The organism is Photobacterium sp. GB-50 (genome assembly GCF_003026755.1).
Classification (GTDB): domain Bacteria; phylum Pseudomonadota; class Gammaproteobacteria; order Enterobacterales; family Vibrionaceae; genus Photobacterium.
Genome location: NZ_PYNX01000034.1, coordinates 1 through 18,110, shown reverse-complemented (window position 1 = coordinate 18,110; position 18,110 = coordinate 1). Strand labels below are relative to the sequence as shown.

Annotated in this window: 18 protein-coding genes and 1 other RNA gene; 7 read left to right on the top strand and 12 right to left on the bottom strand. The window is 38.2% G+C overall.

Annotation, left to right across the window (positions count from 1 at the left end):
• Window positions 1-274: 274 nt before the first annotated feature.
• Genes C9J41_RS21205 through C9J41_RS21190 form a run of 4 tightly spaced genes read right to left on the bottom strand, consistent with a single transcriptional unit; the run spans window position 275 to window position 3,254 of the window.
• Window positions 275-724 (bottom strand): prepilin-type N-terminal cleavage/methylation domain-containing protein, encoded by a 450-nt coding sequence (locus C9J41_RS21205; RefSeq protein ID WP_105059572.1) that lies wholly within the window; start codon window positions 722-724, stop codon window positions 275-277.
• Window positions 714-2,051, bottom strand: coding sequence for a hypothetical protein (locus tag C9J41_RS21200; protein ID WP_107294985.1), 1,338 nt, complete (start codon window positions 2,049-2,051; stop codon window positions 714-716). The genes C9J41_RS21205 and C9J41_RS21200 overlap by 11 nt, the downstream gene beginning before the upstream one ends.
• Window positions 2,048-2,686 (bottom strand): PilW family protein, encoded by a 639-nt coding sequence (locus C9J41_RS21195; protein WP_107207322.1) that lies wholly within the window; start codon window positions 2,684-2,686, stop codon window positions 2,048-2,050. Before C9J41_RS21195 ends, C9J41_RS21200 begins: the two co-directional genes overlap by 4 nt.
• Entirely contained in the window at window positions 2,667-3,254 is a 588-nt protein-coding gene (locus C9J41_RS21190; protein ID WP_107207321.1) for a GspH/FimT family pseudopilin, read from the bottom strand. The genes C9J41_RS21195 and C9J41_RS21190 overlap by 20 nt, the downstream gene beginning before the upstream one ends.
• A 132-nt stretch (window positions 3,255-3,386) precedes the next feature.
• Here C9J41_RS21190 and C9J41_RS21185 point away from each other — a divergent pair, with 132 nt between their 5' ends.
• The gene (locus C9J41_RS21185) at window positions 3,387-3,788 is read left to right on the top strand and encodes a type IV pilin protein (RefSeq protein ID WP_105059568.1); all 402 of its coding nucleotides are present in this window, start codon (window positions 3,387-3,389) and stop codon (window positions 3,786-3,788) included.
• A 47-nt stretch (window positions 3,789-3,835) separates the two neighbouring features.
• On the opposite strand, the gene dnaJ is transcribed toward C9J41_RS21185, so the two are convergent.
• The 3 genes from dnaJ to grpE all read right to left on the bottom strand — a co-directional run bounded on the left by dnaJ (window position 3,836) and on the right by grpE (window position 7,823).
• Window positions 3,836-4,978 carry a molecular chaperone DnaJ gene (dnaJ, locus tag C9J41_RS21180; RefSeq protein WP_107207320.1) on the bottom strand — a complete coding sequence of 381 codons (1,143 nt, stop codon included), beginning with the start codon at window positions 4,976-4,978 and terminating at the stop codon, window positions 3,836-3,838.
• A 101-nt stretch (window positions 4,979-5,079) separates the two neighbouring features.
• Window positions 5,080-6,993, bottom strand: a complete 1,914-nt coding sequence (gene dnaK, locus C9J41_RS21175; protein WP_105059567.1) for a molecular chaperone DnaK — start codon at window positions 6,991-6,993, stop codon at window positions 5,080-5,082.
• 215 nt (window positions 6,994-7,208) lie between these two features.
• Window positions 7,209-7,823, bottom strand: coding sequence for a nucleotide exchange factor GrpE (gene grpE, locus C9J41_RS21170; protein WP_107207319.1), 615 nt, complete (start codon window positions 7,821-7,823; stop codon window positions 7,209-7,211).
• A gap of 193 nt (window positions 7,824-8,016) precedes the next feature.
• Here grpE and nadK point away from each other — a divergent pair, with 193 nt between their 5' ends.
• The 3 genes from nadK (at window position 8,017) to bamE (ending at window position 11,287) form a co-directional block, all read left to right on the top strand.
• Window positions 8,017-8,898, top strand: coding sequence for an NAD(+) kinase (nadK, locus tag C9J41_RS21165; protein ID WP_107207318.1), 882 nt, complete (start codon window positions 8,017-8,019; stop codon window positions 8,896-8,898).
• Between the two features lie 191 nt (window positions 8,899-9,089).
• A complete protein-coding gene (recN, locus tag C9J41_RS21160; protein WP_107207317.1) occupies window positions 9,090-10,757 on the top strand; it encodes a DNA repair protein RecN in 1,668 nt (555 codons plus the stop codon).
• A 170-nt stretch (window positions 10,758-10,927) separates the two neighbouring features.
• The gene (gene bamE, locus C9J41_RS21155; RefSeq protein WP_105059564.1) at window positions 10,928-11,287 is read left to right on the top strand and encodes an outer membrane protein assembly factor BamE; all 360 of its coding nucleotides are present in this window, start codon (window positions 10,928-10,930) and stop codon (window positions 11,285-11,287) included.
• Between the two features lie 73 nt (window positions 11,288-11,360).
• Here the strand turns inward: bamE and C9J41_RS21150 are convergent, their stop codons facing one another.
• Window positions 11,361-11,675: an RnfH family protein gene (locus C9J41_RS21150; RefSeq protein WP_107207316.1), complete on the bottom strand. Its 315-nt coding sequence runs from the start codon at window positions 11,673-11,675 to the stop codon at window positions 11,361-11,363.
• On the bottom strand, window positions 11,665-12,099 hold the full coding sequence (locus tag C9J41_RS21145) for an SRPBCC family protein (RefSeq protein WP_107207315.1): 435 nt from the start codon (window positions 12,097-12,099) through the stop codon (window positions 11,665-11,667). The genes C9J41_RS21150 and C9J41_RS21145 overlap by 11 nt, the downstream gene beginning before the upstream one ends.
• Window positions 12,100-12,307: 208 nt before the next feature.
• Between C9J41_RS21145 and smpB the strand changes: the two genes are divergently transcribed.
• The 3 genes from smpB (at window position 12,308) to C9J41_RS21130 (ending at window position 14,691) form a co-directional block, all read left to right on the top strand.
• On the top strand, window positions 12,308-12,784 hold the full coding sequence (gene smpB, locus C9J41_RS21140; RefSeq protein ID WP_105059562.1) for an SsrA-binding protein SmpB: 477 nt from the start codon (window positions 12,308-12,310) through the stop codon (window positions 12,782-12,784).
• A gap of 112 nt (window positions 12,785-12,896) precedes the next feature.
• Window positions 12,897-13,266: a transfer-messenger RNA gene (gene ssrA, locus C9J41_RS21135) on the top strand.
• Between the two features lie 186 nt (window positions 13,267-13,452).
• Window positions 13,453-14,691 (top strand): integrase domain-containing protein, encoded by a 1,239-nt coding sequence (locus C9J41_RS21130; protein WP_107294984.1) that lies wholly within the window; start codon window positions 13,453-13,455, stop codon window positions 14,689-14,691.
• Between the two features lie 804 nt (window positions 14,692-15,495).
• Here the strand turns inward: C9J41_RS21130 and C9J41_RS21125 are convergent.
• The 3 genes from C9J41_RS21125 to C9J41_RS22130 form a co-directional block, all read right to left on the bottom strand.
• The gene (locus tag C9J41_RS21125) at window positions 15,496-16,500 is read right to left on the bottom strand and encodes a hypothetical protein (RefSeq protein WP_199194454.1); all 1,005 of its coding nucleotides are present in this window, start codon (window positions 16,498-16,500) and stop codon (window positions 15,496-15,498) included.
• A complete protein-coding gene (locus C9J41_RS21120) occupies window positions 16,497-16,919 on the bottom strand; it encodes a hypothetical protein (RefSeq protein WP_107294983.1) in 423 nt (140 codons plus the stop codon). The genes C9J41_RS21125 and C9J41_RS21120 overlap by 4 nt, the downstream gene beginning before the upstream one ends.
• Window positions 16,920-17,173: 254 nt before the next feature.
• On the bottom strand, window positions 17,174-17,308 hold the full coding sequence (locus C9J41_RS22130) for a hypothetical protein (protein WP_255418322.1): 135 nt from the start codon (window positions 17,306-17,308) through the stop codon (window positions 17,174-17,176).
• Window positions 17,309-18,110 lie beyond the last annotated feature (802 nt).

Sequence of the window (18,110 nt, the reverse complement as noted above, 5' to 3'; positions counted from 1 at the left end):
ACTGTGCTGATACTTACGTATCAATTGGTCACTAGTATCATTGATAAATCTTTCGACTTAACTTTTCAACGAGTGCCCACACAGATTGCATGGTCAAATTGTTAAAGAACAATACTGATTTGGTTGCCAGCCAATGGCTTGCTCCGTGTCAGTGAGGTCGCATTATAGGAGTATTTTCTTTGCTGACAATATTTTTTTGATAAAAAAAAATCGTTTGAATATTTTTTATTCAAAACGACTTTTAAAAGTATTTATTGACAAAAATTTAGGCAGGTTAATCAAACTCACTGTAACGAGAAAATAATGTTTTTAACGCTACATTAGAAGTGTTACCCCATCGATCAACCCATTGGACGTCAACAGCAATAACTTTTGCATCAGCATTTGTTGATCCTGCCGGTTTCATTTTATCCTCTATCTCCCAACTTCTCTTAAATGTATATGAAGAGCCAGAGACAACAATGTTTTCTATCGGATAACTTCCATCAGCTAAAACAGGGTCATCAAAATATAAGGTATTTGTACCACCACTGATATTTGCTCTTGCTCTAAAAAACTCAAGCTTATCCTCTGCAAGTTGTAATGCCTCCAAAGAGTTCAATGCAAAATCAGCCTTTCTATCTATATATATTTGTAATTTCACAAGCCCTAGAACACCGACTGAAAGTACAACAAGAGCAATTAAACTTTCTAGAAGGCTAAATCCTTTTTGATTAGAAATCATGCCAAGATCCCTTTTCCCATTTTAACTGGGTGCTATGTTTTGTAACTTTTCCTTTATTATAAGAAGGAATAATTGAGCCATTAATCTTTATTGTCCTTCCTATCGCATCAATTCCAACGCCACCATCAATATATACGGAACCTTCAGCTAAAAAGGGCATCTGATCATAATCGGCTGTCAGATGACTTTGTAAAAAACTACCTGGAAGCACACCTATATCGGTACTTTCATTAAATAAATTTTCCCAAGCTGTCAGTACATCTAATGAAGTACTCACGTACTGATAGAGAATTCCATTAAAATAAGTAACTGCCTTTGTAAATAAAACACCATTAAATACAATCAACTGAACTGCTTCTTCATTATTTGATTCAATAGCTGTTCCAAAAATAGCTCCTGTTAATGCACAGTTACCATCAATCCAAATACGTCTTTTTCCGTTTTTATAAGCATTATCAACCTTCGTATGACAATTTTTAATCCAGCCTCCTGATGTTTTATCTAAAGCATTATCACCGATAACAATACCGACAGTATCGTTTTTTATATCTTCCCTAACCGAGGCATGTTCTGATATATCTTTGTTAAATAGCGCCTTAAAAACATCAACTGTCTCATTCTCTAAAATATCCCCTCCTTTAACAGGAGTAATTGAAAAAGCACTTGGCGGTTTAGCAGGATCGAATAAATTAGAAAGATAGGCACTATTACATTCAAAAGAAGGAGCCCCTAATCCTCCACCTCCATGTGCGCTAGTTGTTGAATCGACTGTGAAAAAGTGTTCGTCAGTCCCTGATATTGATGCGACGTAATTTACCGTGCCACCAGATACAACAGACTTACACTTATATTTTCCATCAGAAGCTTTATCCTCTGTTTTATTTGGAACAAAGTGCTGAGAGCCTGTTAATTCAATAGAAGCGCTTGTTTCAATAGTACTAAGAACACCACCACCTCCATAACCAATACTTTTATTAATCTCTTGTATTGATCCATCAGAGCTATAACGACTTATCAATTGATATTCAGTATGCTCACCCACAGCTGGATAAGAGTTAATCATTAATGCAGACGAAGGTGCCAAATCATTACATACATGACTAAATGCTGATTCCGTAGGTTTTATATTTTTTTGCTTTAATTCAGTAAAAGCACACTCTAAACCACCTTCAGCATTCCAGAATGCTTGACGTTCTAATATAGTATTTTGAGCACGCTTGATTTGATAATAAACTTGTTTTGATGAAGCTAATGAAAATAGCAAAGATGCTATTAATAAAACACTAACAATAGATAAACTCACCATTCCATGCTGCTTTGTAATCATTGTATATTCCTTAATACAACAGAAACTTTCCCTGCATGCGTATATGTTGTACCAATCAAGGTTGCATCTAAAAAAACATCCACTTTCATTGCTGTTGATTGAGCGGTAGATATAACAGAAGTCGACACATTAAAATTATTAATGTTGATATTTTTATAATCAATCAATGATGCTACTTCTGCACCACTACATAAATTACTAAATGTAAAATCTGTCATAGTTGAGAGTGCAGAAGAGGAAGATATTTTTTGGCATATTTGTATTGTTTTAGTTCCAGCTGATGTGTTTTTTTGTTGGAACTTTATTCCTCGCCATTTCCCATTTTCATCTTCATATACAAAACCAATATTAGTAGCAGATGAGTCGATCGTTGAAGATGAACCTGATAGCGTTACAGGCTCATCAAGCGTAGTGGTATATCCCGCTCTACGTATTTCAGTTGCAATATGCTTTAATGTGTCATTTACATCTTGTTTAATCAGTAACTGAGATGTTCTCGCTACAGCCATCTTATTCCCAGCTATATATATACTCCCAACAGTAGCAATAGCGATTAAACTAATTGATGATGCAACAATTAGCTCTATTAGAGAAATACCTTGTTGTTTATATTTATTAGCATGGTTTAAATTCATAAGCACCTCCGCTAGTAACAGAACAGCTTCGAATTCTACCTGTCAATCTATTTAAAATAACTTGTACTTCTTTAGAGCTATCAGTTATGTAGAAATAAAACTGTCCAGTAGTATTTGGCGTTCCTCTAGACGAGTCCATCGTTAAATAGGAAGACATAGATACTTTAAAATTTATACCTTTATATTTGTTACCTAAAATAATTTGAATAGCATCAGATTTTGCATTTGATATTGTTGATGCAACTGAAGAGGCTGGTAGTAATGCTAATACCCACTGTCCATCATTATGATATTCAGTTATATCTCCTGAATCTCTAATATATTTAACTTTGAGAGGCTCATTTCTCATTACAGATTCGGATTTTGCTTGTAATAAAAAACCCTCTATATCAGCGCTAATATTTTTAACTTTATTTTTTTCTAATAATTGCGTGAATGAAGGTGCAGCAGTCATTAATAGGATTGATAATATACTAAGAGTGATCATCAGTTCTAACAGAGTAAAGCCATTAAATCGAAATTCACTACAATGTATACTATGTAAATAAGAATCCTTTTCGCGAGCCATTCCTCAAATCCTTTTTAATGCTGTCCTTGATCCTTAAGAACACCTTGATTCATAGATTAACATCAACGCAAAATAGCAAGGACAAGATAAAAATCAGATATCGAGGGAACTCGTAAAATAAAGAGATTAAGGATGATGACTACACAAAAAGGCGTGACTCTGATCGAAATGTTAATTGTAGTGGCGATCATAGGTATAGTAACAGCTATCGCCTACCCTTCTTATCAAAGCCATGTTCTAAAGAGCCATCGCAATAAAGCAATGGCTGACTTAGTAATGATTCAACTCAATATTGAAGAAAATAAAACGAAAGGTATTGCGTATCCTTCATCAGGATCATTATCTGCAAGTATCTGCAGCCAGTGTGATAATTCTGGTGAGCGTTATAATTATACGATTACAAGCACATCAACTAACTACAGTTTAACTGCGTCAAAAACTAGTTTGCAATCTGCAGATATATGCTCAAATCTAATATTAAAAAGTAATGGCGAAACATCTACTACTACAGATCAAGCTGATTGCTGGAAATAAAAAAGCCGACATCACGTCGGCTTTTAAAATTCACTGTTTAACTACTTTTAGTGAGTTAAATCATCAAAAAACTTCTTCACACCTTTGAAGAAACCTTCTGATTTTGGTTTGTGCTTACTTGCAGCTTTACCACCAAACGTTTCTTCAAGTTCTTGAAGCAATTCTTTTTGGCGTGAGCTTAAGTTAACAGGCGTTTCCACCACTAACTTACAAATAAGATCGCCCGTCATACCGCCACGAACAGAATCAACACCTTTACCACGCATACGGAACATACGACCGGTTTGCATTTCAGCGGGTACTTTCAAGCTGACACGGCCATCAAGGGTTGGAACTTCAACTTCCCCACCTAATGCCGCCATTGTAAAGCTTACAGGTACTTCACAATGTAGGTTATTGCCATCACGTTGGAAAATGTTGTGTTCTTTTACATGTACTTGTACGTACAAGTCACCTGCTGGAGCGCCAAATTCACCCGCTTCCCCTTCGCCAGTAAGACGAATACGGTCGCCAGTATCAACACCTGCAGGAATTTTAACGGATAACGTTTTGGTTTCTTCTACACGGCCTTCGCCATGACACTTATTACATGGATCTTTGATAATTTGACCACGACCATGACAGTGTGGACAAGTTTGTTGAACCGCAAAGAAACCTTGACGCATTTGTACTTGGCCAGCACCGTGACAAGTACCACATGTTGTTGCTGATGAACCTTTTTTTGCACCAGAACCATCACAAGAGTCACAACCTACTAAGGTAGGTACACGGATTTCTTTTGAACAACCGCGAACAGCTTCTTCTAACGTCAGTTCCATGTTGTAACGAAGATCTGAGCCACGCTGTGCGCGTTGTTGACGACGACCACCGCCACCACCAAAGATATCGCCGAACACATCACCAAAGATGTCGCTAAAGTCTGCACCGCCGCCGAAGCCGCCGCCACCGCCGCCCATTCCACCTTGTTCAAAGGCTGCATGGCCGTACTGATCGTAAGCTGCGCGTTTTTGGCCATCAGTTAGAATTTCATAAGCATATTTAACTTCTTTGAATTTCTCTGCTGACTCGTCGTCACCCTGGTTACGGTCGGGGTGGAACTTCATTGCTAAGCGCTTATAAGCCTTTTTAATGTCACGCTCACCTGCGTCACGGGCTACGCCTAGCACTTCATATAAATCACGTTTAGACATAACTTGATTGTCACCTGGCTAGATATAGTTACGGGCGTTAGAGTAACCTCAAACGCCCGTAATTTAAATAAGATGTTAATTAATAGATATTAATAACGTTCTTATTTGTTGTCTTTAACTTCTTCAAACTCAGCATCAACAACATCGTCGTCTTGCTTAGCTTGTTGCTCACCAGCGCCATCAGCTTGTTGAGCTTGTGCTTTCTGTTGAGCGATTTCCATTAGCTTTTGAGAAGCAGCAACTACAGCTTGAACTTTCGCATCAATTGCTTCTTTATCTTCGCCTTTACGTGCTTCTTCTAGTTCAGCAACAGCAGCTTCGATTTTTGCTTTCTCATCAGCAGGAAGTGCGTCACCCGCTTCTTCGATTTGCTTACGAGTACCGTGAATTAGCTGGTCAGCTTGGTTACGAGCAGTTACTAACTCTTCAAACTTTTTGTCGTTTTCTTTGTTAGCTTCAGCTTCTTGAACCATTTTCTCGATATCAGCATCGCTTAGACCACCAGACGCTTGGATAGTGATCTTCTGCTCTTTACCCGTAGTCTTATCTTTTGCAGATACGTTTAGGATACCATCAGCATCAAGGTCGAATGTTACTTCGATTTGTGGCATACCACGAGGTGCAGGCTGAATGCCTTCTAGGTTGAATTGACCTAGAGACTTGTTGAAGCTTGCTTGCTTACGCTCACCTTGGATTACGTGGATAGTTACCGCGCTTTGGTTATCTTCAGCAGTAGAGAACACTTGGTTCGCTTTTGTTGGGATAGTTGTGTTCTTCTCGATAAGCTTAGTCATCACGCCACCCATGGTTTCAATACCAAGAGATAGTGGAGTAACGTCTAGAAGTAGAACGTCTTTAACATCACCAGCAAGTACACCACCTTGAACAGCAGCACCTACAGCAACTGCTTCATCAGGGTTAACGTCTTTACGTGGCTCTTTACCAAAGAACTCAGTTACTTTAGCTTGAACCATAGGCATACGAGTTTGACCACCAACTAGGATAACATCAGTGATGTCACCAACAGTTAGGTCAGCATCAGCTAGTGCCACTTTTAGTGGGTCTAGAGAACGTTGAACTAGGTCTTCGACTAGAGATTCTAGTTTTGCACGAGTCACTTTGATGTTCATGTGCTTAGGACCAGTTGCATCTGCTGTAATGTAAGGTAGGTTTACATCAGTTTGTTGTGCAGATGATAGTTCGATTTTCGCTTTTTCTGCTGCTTCTTTTAGACGCTGCATCGCAAGAGGATCGTTCTTAAGGTCGATGCCTTGATCTTTCTTGAATTCTTCTACTAAGTAGTTGATTAGACGAGTATCGAAGTCTTCACCACCTAGGTGTGTATCACCGTTAGTTGCTAGAACTTCAAATGTTTTCTCACCTTCAACTTCATCGATCTCGATGATTGAAATATCAAATGTACCACCACCAAGGTCGTAAACAGCGATAGTGCGATCACCACCTTGCTTGTCTAAGCCGTAAGCTAATGCAGCAGCTGTTGGTTCGTTAATGATACGTTTAACATCTAAACCTGCGATACGGCCAGCATCTTTTGTTGCTTGACGCTGTGCATCGTTGAAGTAAGCAGGAACTGTGATTACTGCGCCAGTAACTGGTTCGCCAAGGTAATCTTCAGCTGTTTTCTTCATTTTCTTAAGAATTTCAGCAGATACTTGAGGAGCAGCCATTTTTTGGCCTTTTGCTTCTACCCATGCATCACCGTTGTCAGCCTTAACAATTTTGTAAGGCATGATTTCGATATCGCGCTGAACTTCTTCGTCTTCAAAACGACGACCGATTAGACGCTTGATTGCGAATAGTGTGTTTTCAGGGTTTGTTACTGCCTGACGTTTTGCTGGTTGACCAACTAGCGTTTCACCATCTTGAGTGTAGGCAACAACTGATGCTGTTGTACGCTCGCCTTCTGCGTTTTCGATTACACGTGGTTTGTCGCCGTCAAGTACTGCTACACAAGAGTTTGTAGTACCTAAGTCAATACCAATGATTTTACCCATCAGACTATCTCCGAAATTCGTTATATTTATTTGCTACACCTAGAACGGATTCTAAGGTTAGCGGTTCGGGCTTTACCCGTGACAAATATGTTTAATGTCTTATGACTACTAAATAAGGCCGCCAGAATGCTTTTCAAGGGTAAAACAAAAATATTTTCAAAAAAAATAAAAAAACCCACCGAAGTGGGCTTTTATACGCTAAAAGATAACAGTTATTACGCTTGAGTATTTACGTTACCTGCCGCAGCTTTAGATACCATCACCATTGCAGGACGGATCACACGGCCATTTAGCTCATAACCTTTTTGCATCACCATCATTACAGTATTTGGTGCAAAATCAGTGCTTTCTTGAATAGCCATCGCTTGGTGGAATTCAGGGTTAAACGCTTCACCTTGTGGGTTAATTTGCGTTAAACCAAATTTAGCAACGGTATCTGTCATTGTTTTAAGCGTTAGCTCAACACCTTCCATCATCGCTTTTGATGATTCATCAGTCTTGTCTGCCATCTCAAGTGCACGCTCAAGGTTATCAATAACAGGTAATAATTCTTCTGCAAATTTGTTTAATGCGTACTTACGTGCTTTATCAATTTCTTGCTCTGAACGACGACGAATATTTTCGCCTTCTGCGCGTGCACGTAATGCTGCATCTTTCGCTTCATTAGCTTGTGCTTCACTTGACAGTAACGCCGCTTCTAGCTCAGCAATGCGAGATTCGTATAGTTCTTGTTCTGATTCAACAAACTCACCCTCTACAGCTTCTACTTCAACAGCGTCAACTGCATCATTTAGCTGCTCATCCTGTACATTGTGGTTTTTGTTAGTCATGCGTTGGTTCTCCGCCAAGATAATTGGGTATGTATAATCAGCAGTAGGCTATTCTACGCCACTACTTTTCAACAGTCTTGGGCATATTATGGGGATGAAGTTCAATGATTCAACCCAATATTGATAACAAACAGCGACAAGTTATTTTTTCTAAGGCTATACTGCCCTCACTATTAGATGTTGGAACAAAGAGATGACGCGAATTTTTGACACCATTGCGTTAATAGGTAAACCACGTAACCCTGATGCATTACAGACTCACATGAGCCTATATCAATGGTTAGTGGCACAAAACTACACCGTGTTACTCGATCATCGTCTATCAGATGATCTTGAGATCCCTGAACAGTGTTTTTGTGATTTGCTCACCTTAGGTGAAAAAGCCGATCTTGCCATTGTTGTGGGTGGTGACGGTAATATGCTGGGCGCAGCACGTGTTCTCTCTCGTTTTGATATTTCCGTCATTGGTGTGAACCGCGGTAACCTTGGTTTTCTTACCGATCTTGACCCAGATGATTTTGAAGAACCGCTTAGTCGAGTACTCAAAGGCGAATTTATAAAAGAAGATCGCTTCTTGCTTGAAGCAGAAGTGCATCGTCATGGACAAGTTAAAAGTCGAAATGCCGCATTAAATGAAGCCGTACTTCACCCAGATAAAATCGCTCATATGATCGAATTTGAAGTCTACATTGATGATTGCTTTGCTTTCTCACAGCGTTCTGATGGGTTGATTATTGCGACACCAACAGGCTCGACGGCTTATTCATTATCAGGCGGTGGTCCAATCTTGTCACCGAGTTTAAATGCGATAGCCCTAGTGCCAATGTTCCCACATACGCTTTCTTGCCGCCCCTTAGTGGTTGATGGCGATCGCTGTATTAAGCTGCTGGTTTCACCTAACAATGGTAGTACGCTTGAAGTCAGCTGTGATGGGCAAGTCTCTTTACCTGTTAGCCCTGGTGATGAAATCCACATTTACCAAAGTAAAGACAGGTTGCAGCTGATCCACCCCAAAGATTACAGCTACTACAACGTGCTAAGAGGAAAGCTAGGTTGGTCAAGCCGTCTTTTCTGATCCTGAATTATCCTTCAGTAGAATAAAAACTTTCATAAAGCCAGCCTCGTACTGGCTTTATTTCTATCTGCATTTCATAAACTTAACCTAAATCAAATTTTTCAGCATATTTTTTCACCCAACACTTTACTGGTTATAGATACAGTATATACTGTATGTAAAAACAGGTGTTGATTTAAACAGGTGAACACATGCTGGCACACATGACTATCTCTAACTTTGCCATTGTTAAAACGCTTCAATTTGAACTTAAACCCGGTATGACCACCATTACAGGTGAAACGGGGGCAGGTAAATCCATCGCGATCGATGCACTTGGCTTATGCCTTGGTGATCGTGCAGAAGCAACTATGGTTCGTCCTAATGAAGATAAAGCAGAAATATCTGCCGCTTTTTTACTGGCCAATAACCAAGCCGCTCGACGTTGGCTAGAAGATAACGATTTAATGGATGGCGAAGAATGTATCTTACGTCGTGTGATCACCAAAGAAGGTCGCTCTCGTGGCTTTATTAATGGCAGCCCAGTCCCTGCTTCACAGCAAAAAGCATTAGGGCAATTGCTGATCAACATTCACGGACAACATGCCCACCAGCAATTAATGCGTCCTGAATATCAGCAGCACATGCTAGATCAATATGCAGGCCACCATTCGTTACTTGATAAAACCCGTAAAACGTATCAACGCTGGCGTCAAGCGCATAATGAATTAAAACGCTTAACCCAAAGCCGCGAAGAAAACGAAGCACAAAAACAACTATTACAGTATCAAGTAAAAGAATTAGATGAGCTCGCACTCGGTGAAGAAGAATTCAACGAGATAGAAGAAGAGCACAAACGCTTATCAAATAGTGGTGAATTAGCGGTTGCAAGCCAAACGGCATTATCAATGCTTTATGACAATGACGATGGTAACGCGCTGCAACTGCTTCAAATGGCATCTCAACAAGTGTGCAATTTAGGTGAATATGACAATAACCTAAATGTGATCCCACAAATGCTTGAAGAGGCCATTATTCAAGTACAAGAAGCAAGCCAAGAACTCCGCAGCTATCTTGATAATTTGGATATGGATCCACATCGCTTGATCTATTTAGAAGAGCGCTTAGCTAAAATCATGTCGATGGCGCGTAAACACTACGTGATGCCAAACGAATTATACCAAAAGCATCAAGATCTACTTAAAGAGTTAGATAACCTTGATTGTAGTGATGAACGTTTAGAAGAAATGGCAGAAAACGTAGAAGCATTACGCCAAAAGTGCCTTCTGGCTGCCGAAAAGCTAAGCAAAAGTCGCCAACGTTATGCGAAAGAGCTAGATCAAAAGATCTCTGAAAGTATGCATACGCTTAGCATGGAACACGGTGAGTTCTCGATTAATATCACCAGCGATCCTGAACGTATGCTAAGCCCTATTGGTTATGACAGTATTAGCTTTTTAGTTTCAACCAACCCAGGTCAGCCTTTACAGCCGCTAGGTAAAGTCGCATCAGGGGGTGAGCTTTCACGTATATCACTTGCAATTCAAGTGATCACAGCGCAAAAAGTAGAAACACCAAGTCTAATTTTCGATGAAGTCGATGTGGGTATCAGTGGACCAACCGCTGCGATTGTCGGAAAAATGCTAAGAACCTTAGGTGAATCAACCCAAGTCATGTGTGTCACACACTTACCGCAAGTTGCAGGTTGTGGGCATCAACACATGTTTGTGGCGAAAAAAACAGCGGAAGGACAGACAGAAACAAATATGCGCCCACTAACAGAAGAAGATCGTATTGCTGAATTAGCGCGCCTGCTTGGTGGCAGCGAAATTACAGAACGAACATTAGCCAATGCAAAAGAGTTACTCATTGCAGCTTGATTAAGTTTCGCTTATTTTGCGGTTATGAAATAAACTAAGACACAGATGCAACTATTACGAGAAGTAATAGTCGAATATCAAAATTATTTACTTTTTTTCTTTACCGCTTTTTACTTCTGCATAGACCTTGTTTATCATCGCAGCAGTTAAAGCTAAAAAGCCAGGATGCTATGACTTGGAAAAACATTGCAGCCCTAACCCTAGCGTTGGGCTTACTTAGTGGCTGTTCAATCGCTGAACGTTTGGTCTATCGTATTGATATAGACCAAGGCAACTACGTAGAACAAAAAAGCGTTGATATGCTTCGTGTCGGTATGACAAAAGCACAAGTTCAATATGTTCTGGGCACACCTATGTTGGTAGACCCAAGTTACCCAGACAGATGGAACTATATCTTCTATGAAAAGAACGGCCATGATAAGCCGATCCAGAAGAATCTGATTTTAACTTTCAACCCACAAGCCCAGCTTGTTAGTATGAAAGGAGATTTCAAACAAGGTGCTAACTTCATGGATCCTATGAATCAATAGCCTTGTTATACGCATAACAAAAAAGCTCGCTGATGCGAGCTTTTTTATGTCTAAAAAATGGCTATATTAAGGTTTATTTGTTTTTATCCGCTTCTAATTTAGCCTGCTCTGCGCGCTTACGGCGGATCTCACGGGGATCTGCAACTAATGGGCGATAAATTTCAATTCTATCCCCTTCCCTTGCTGTACTATCTAGCTTCACATTTCGGCTATAAATCCCAATTTTATTCTTCTTTAAGTCAATATCAGGATACATGGCTAAAATGCCAGATTGTTCGATTATTTCTTGAATGGGCGTATCAGCAACAACTGCTAGTTTTAACACGCGCTGCATATTGGGTAATGCGTAAACAACCTCAACATGGATTAATGGTTGATCAGAATGCATAAACTTCTTTTGCTCGCTGAGTAAAGGCCTGTACCATACTACCGGTTAGATCGCGGAAAATTTTACCAAAAGCCGCATCTATCAAACTGCTAGTAAATTCAAATTCAAGGTTAAGCTCAATTTTACATGCCGTTGAATCTAATTCTGTAAACGTCCACCCACCCACTAACTTACGGAAAGGGCCATCGACTAACTGCATATTAATTTGATTAAAATCGACCAATTTATTATGCGTAACAAATGTTTTTCGAATACCCGCCTTCGCAACATCAACCGATGCCATCATATGACTTGTCGAACTTTCAATAACTTTACTGCCAGCACACCCGGGTAAGAAAGCTGGATAAGATTCTACATCATTTACAAGTTCAAACATTTGCTGGGCACTAAACGGAACTAGTGCAGAGCGACTAATCTGCGGCATAGTTTCTCCTTCATCGAACAGACAGCTCTTTAGGCTCAAAGCCATTGCGCTTAAAGAGACGGCACTATAATACCATTACTCAGCGATCTGCCAAAATAGCTATTGTTACAAGCTTTAAATATGGTAACTTCAATAGCTTATTCGACCAGAAAAATCACCTATATTAGATTTTGTTCTGGGACAGCAACAATGACTCGATGAGGTCAACATGGCTAAAAAACCAAAAAAAAGTAGCAATACGATTGCCAAAAATAAAAGCGCTCGATTCGAATTTGCCATCGGTGATGAATACGAAGCCGGTATGGTTCTACAAGGATGGGAAGTAAAAGCTATCCGTGACGGTAAAGTAAACATGACAGAAAGTTATGTTTTCTTACGTAACGGTGAAGCCTTTATTTCTGGCTTAACCATTTCTCCATTAAATGCAGCATCGACCCACGTGGTTGCCGATCCAACACGCGTACGTAAGCTATTGCTTAACCGCCGCGAACTTCGAAAGTTAGCGGATTCAGTAAACCGTGAAGGTGATACTATCGTTGCCCTAAACATGTACTGGAGCACCTCTTTTGTAAAAATCAAAATTGGTACTGCTCGTGGTAAGAAATTGCATGACAAACGTGCTGATAGTAAAGCGAAAGATTGGCAGCGCGACAAAGCAAGAATCTTGAAGGGTAATAACCGTTAAGTTACTTAGTACAACATGATGTTAGCATTTGAATAGTAATCAATCACTTGGTCATTGAATTATAATATACCTGTTGACCTAGTTAATTATTCTGCTAACATCAAACGCATCTGGGGCTGATTCAGGATTCGACAGGATCACGAAGGCTTGTGGAGCATGTCGAGGTGCGGTTTGCCTCGTTAAACAGCCGCAAAAAAATAGTCGCAAACGACGAAAACTACGCACTAGCAGCTTAATACCCTGCTAAGAGCGCTCCTGCCCTAGCTTCCGCTTGTAAGACGGGGAATAACAGGGGTTCAAACCCAAACGAGATAGCGAGGGATTCTTTGACTAGAGAGATGAACCGCGAAATAGAATTCTGGTATGTATTAGCATAGCGTGTCAATTCGCAGTGTGGATACGAGAATAAAGATTGACTAAACATGTAGCGCCATCTGTTAGACTGATTTTGGACGCGGGTTCAAATCCCGCCAGCTCCACCAAATTCGTATACGAAGACGTCCTAGGACGTCCAGAGAGCCCGCTAGGTTACTGACTTAGCGGGCTTTCTTGTATCTGTAATATACAAAGACGTCTAGTAGTTTCCATCCTCTTTGGTATGCCACATGGTATTCCAAGCTCGTTGAACTACACTTTTGGAATACCATAAGTCACAAAGGCTGGTTTCCATGGGTACAAAAGCAACGAGGCTAAACCAAAAGCAAATAGAGAATGCTAAACCTAAAGAGAAAGATTATGTGCTCTCTGATGGTGACGGCTTACAACTTCGCATTCGTAAAAATGGTTCACGTTTATGGAACTTCAACTATCGCCACCCTATAACGAAAAAACGAATCAATATGGGCTTAGGTACCTTTCCTGAATTACCTTTAGCTCAAGCCCGCAAATACACAATGAGTGCCCGCTCTCTCGTTGCTCAAGGAATAGATCCGAAAGAGTTTCGAGAACAACAGAAAATTGATAAACAAAACCAAAATGAGCACACTCTTATCAATATATCTTCCGAATGGTTTAAATTAAAAAAAGACACTATATCGCCTGATTACGCCGAAGATATTTGGCGATCATTAGAAATACATATTTTCCCTCACATCGCTAACAAAGCAATATCTAAAATCACGGCTCCAATCGTTATCACTACCCTTAGGCCTATAGAAGCAAAAGGTAACTTAGAGACAGTTAAAAGATTAACTCAGCGTCTTAACGAAATTATGAATTATGCTGTTAATTGTGGACTGATATTCTCTAACCCTTTATCCGCTATTAAAGCTGCTTTCAAAAAGCCGATTAAAAAAAATATGCCTTCGATTCTCCCTAATGGGTTGCCTGAACTAATGAATGCGATAGCAAATGCCAATATTAAACGTACAACTCGCTGCTTAATTGAATGGCAATTACATACAATGACCCGCCCTTGTGAAGCAGCAGGAGCTCGATGGAATGAGATAGATCTAAATCAAAGGGTTTGGACTATTCCTGCTGAGCGAATGAAAAAAAATCGTGAACACCGTATTCCTTTGACCGTTCAAACAGTTGCTTTATTAGAAGTGATGAAACCAATCAGTCAGCATCGAGAATTTGTCTTTCCTTCAGATAGATCTCCACTCAAGCCTTATAATAACCAAACTGCAAATATGGCCCTCAGACGTATGGGCTTTGAGAAGAGACTGGTTAGCCATGGATTGCGTTCATTGGCAAGTACTACGCTCAACGAACAAGGCTTTGATTCTGATTTAATAGAAGCTGCACTTGCTCATGTTGATGGAAATCAAGTTAGAAGTGCATATAACAGAACTGATTATTTAGAGAGGCGAATTCCGATGATGGTATGGTGGAGCGAACACATTATCAAAGCATCCCTTGGTAGCCTATCTATAACAGGTAACAAGCAATTAAATATAATTTAAAAATATTCAAAATCAGCTTTTTATTGAGAGGTACTCTTAATATGTATTTGTTCAGGCTATTTCTGACACTTTAATAAAAAAGAAGAGGATTAAAGGTGTTGAATACCTAACCAAAGACAATAATAGGTAACTCTCATGCTTTATAATAGCAATGCAATCACCAACCTCAGTTAAAGTCATGATAAAAAGCGTATCTAGCTAAAATCAAATAACCACTACTGTTCAATAAGTTATAATTATTCAAAGTTCACTTTAAAGTAAAGTTAGTAAAAAATCTAAAATGAGCAGGTAGCATATAACTCTAAAGTGAAGATCAGTTCGACTTCTGACACTCAAGTGAACTTCTGATAAACACCATAAACAGTTAAATTTTTATTAATTATATTTTTCAAAAACTGAAAGTTATTTCAAGTTCACTTATTTGCTCCCAATTCAACTTTACAATCAGTCAGATCAAGTCATGTAACAAAGCTGGACTTTATAAAACGTTTCTGGAAAATTCTGACTTACGAACCATAGAACATTCCAATTTCTCGGATTACTTCTAGTATTGCAACTAAACGGTTTTAACCATATCTGAGTGGCCAAGTTGTCTCGGCCACTACACTATGGAAGCTAGCTCAATGTTGGAAAAATGTGTTAGGCACTCTACTTTACTTAGACTAATAGGTGTCAGGAAAAGAAAAGATAGCCTAATTAAAGCTGAGCAAAGCGATCACAAAACTAAAACATACCGTCACAAAACAAATGCTAAGTACTAAAAATGTTAGCTTTGGAGTCAGTTTTAATTGCTTCTTTATTTGATTATTCTGAGGTGATCAGAGGACTTACAACTCTCACACTTTGTTTACCTAAGTAGTTTTGGAAAGACCTTAAACGCCTAACATGCGTCAATACTATTTTACAACGTTCAAAGTTCGTATCTACAAATTTCGATAACCACGACATATCAAAACCAGACAATGAATCTACTAGCTCGGTATAAAAATCTATACATTTATCATCATTATCAAATATATTCATGGCATCACTCGAAGAGATATTATTTAAGTCTAGCTCTTTGATTCTATTCTGCAGTTCCAAATACAAGGAATCTATAGCTTTCTTATTCAATCCATAGTTATTAATTGCAGTCAAAGCAATATCTGACACTTTACGATTAACTGAAATTTTCATATAACCAGGAGATGCGTAATGTATAGCATTTAATCGGCTAGCATCATTAGAAGGAATTAGCTCTTTTATTTTATTGTAAAAATGGACTGCACTAGCACCGCCTTGCCAAGGCATTGAAGCACCTAGCCTACCGCTAATGGAATTAGACACAAAGATAAAATCGTATATCTGAGCAAACTTACGATAGACGTTTTTTAACTCTTCAAAGTCCCATTGATCTTCAAAAACCAATGAAGTGATCTTCTCATCATCAACATAATCATCAATTTCGAGATAAGAATCCTCTTCTGGAAGATATTCATTTGGTAAATTAGCAGCCTCAAGAAAAGTATAGTTTTGTATGTCCCTACTTTCATCGGATACAAAAACAAAGCTATCAGGCTGATTAACAATTACATCGTAAAGCGACTTTTCACCTAAAACTAGACGAAGTCTGTCTTGCTCTTTTACCTTAAAGAACATCCAACGATTAAATGTATCATCACAATCACACCAGTATTTAAGATATACTTCACCTTTATCTGACGAAAACTCAGATAATAACGGGCCTTCGAAGTAAATCAAATCCCTCTTCCAAGTCAAATTACCTAGAGGTAGGGTCTGTAATTTTTGCCCAGATAAATTAATCATCATATCTTCTCACTAAGCTCATACATAACTTGGAAGTTCAAAGTTAAGTCTACACCTGCACTTTCGAAGAGGTCAAAGTGACCATTTTTATTTGGCTTAGTAATACAACCATGTTGTGGTTTAATTTTCCCTTTAGCCAGATGGGAGCCTATGGTTTTATCAATATTTTTTATAAACTTTTTGAGTCTTTTGTAATGAGCACAGGCATCATTTTCTGATTCGAACATTGATAATCCAAGTAAAGAGCACTTTTTCTTATTATCTTCTTCTTTATTAACTCGCTGAGGATCCTTTTTACCTTGAGGCAAAAAGCTATTTTGATCTAATGGGTCAAATACAAAGCGGTAAGAATCCCTCATCTCTCTAGTACAGTCACGAGGTGGACAACTAGGGATTTGACTTAAATCTGATTGATACTTCATTAATATATAAACCTTATAAAATCCGGCCGGAAACTTATAAGAAGTCCATACAAAATGCAACAATAATGTACAAGTAATCAGACTTGATCACATCACAATGTAATAAAAAGCAATCTTACTTTCAGACAAAGATATATTCATAAAAAACTATCACACTCGATAAAATCTACATATACATATAATTTGTAGTTTTTTCACACAAGGCCTTGTGAGAGGATGCACCAAGAGATGAAGCTACAAGAACAGCTTGGGTTTTAGCCATTTGCTATTGCACTTACCGTATTACAGTAAACACCCATAGCATCTGAAAGCATCACTATGGTGGTTCCCATAGGTTTAAGAAATTCCGCCTTAAGAATAACTCCAACAGCAACAGGATTATTCTTCACTTGAGTCCTTCTCGATCAATTAAAAAAGCACATGAAATTCAATATAGAAATAAACCATATCTTATATATCCAATTAAAAAATCGATATTTAATAATTATTACTTAATAATAGTTATTATAAAAATCAAATTAATAAAAATATATAAAATTTAATGATGTAAATATCAGAAAAAGGATGGTTTATAGTTTTAAAATCACACTAACTAAATATAGTCACTTTGAATTATTTATCAACTTCACTAAGTAATTGTAACGGTTAAACAGATTGGATAGTTACGATTTCAAGAACAGAAATCGTAACTGTTATTATCTATTAACAGTTAACTGTTAGACTCAATGCAAGCTAGAATAGACCTTTCGAGTATTTTTACTTAAAAAAATTGCTTTTTTTGGTTCAAATTATAAAAACAAAATTTACATTTTGTATTTTTATATAGCTAATTCAGAAAGAAAAAAGTATAAAATTAGAATTTAAATCGGTAATTATGGTGCTTTTCAGAGCTATAATTCAAAAACACATCCACTCCATTGCCACACTCTTAAAATCAGTAACTTACAATCAAAATCAGGAGTTGATAAAAAGGAACAGCAGTTAATAACAATAATAAACAAATTAAAGTATAAAAATCATAAATTAGAGATAAAGAAGAATAAAACCCCAAAATCGTTAAAATAAAACATAAGCATCTGATTTAAAATATTAAATTTGATTTTTTTGTTTTTCTATAGTGTCTATATTAAAATCTAAACACTATATGTAGTACACCAAATTTTAAATTTGGTTATAATATATATCTAATTG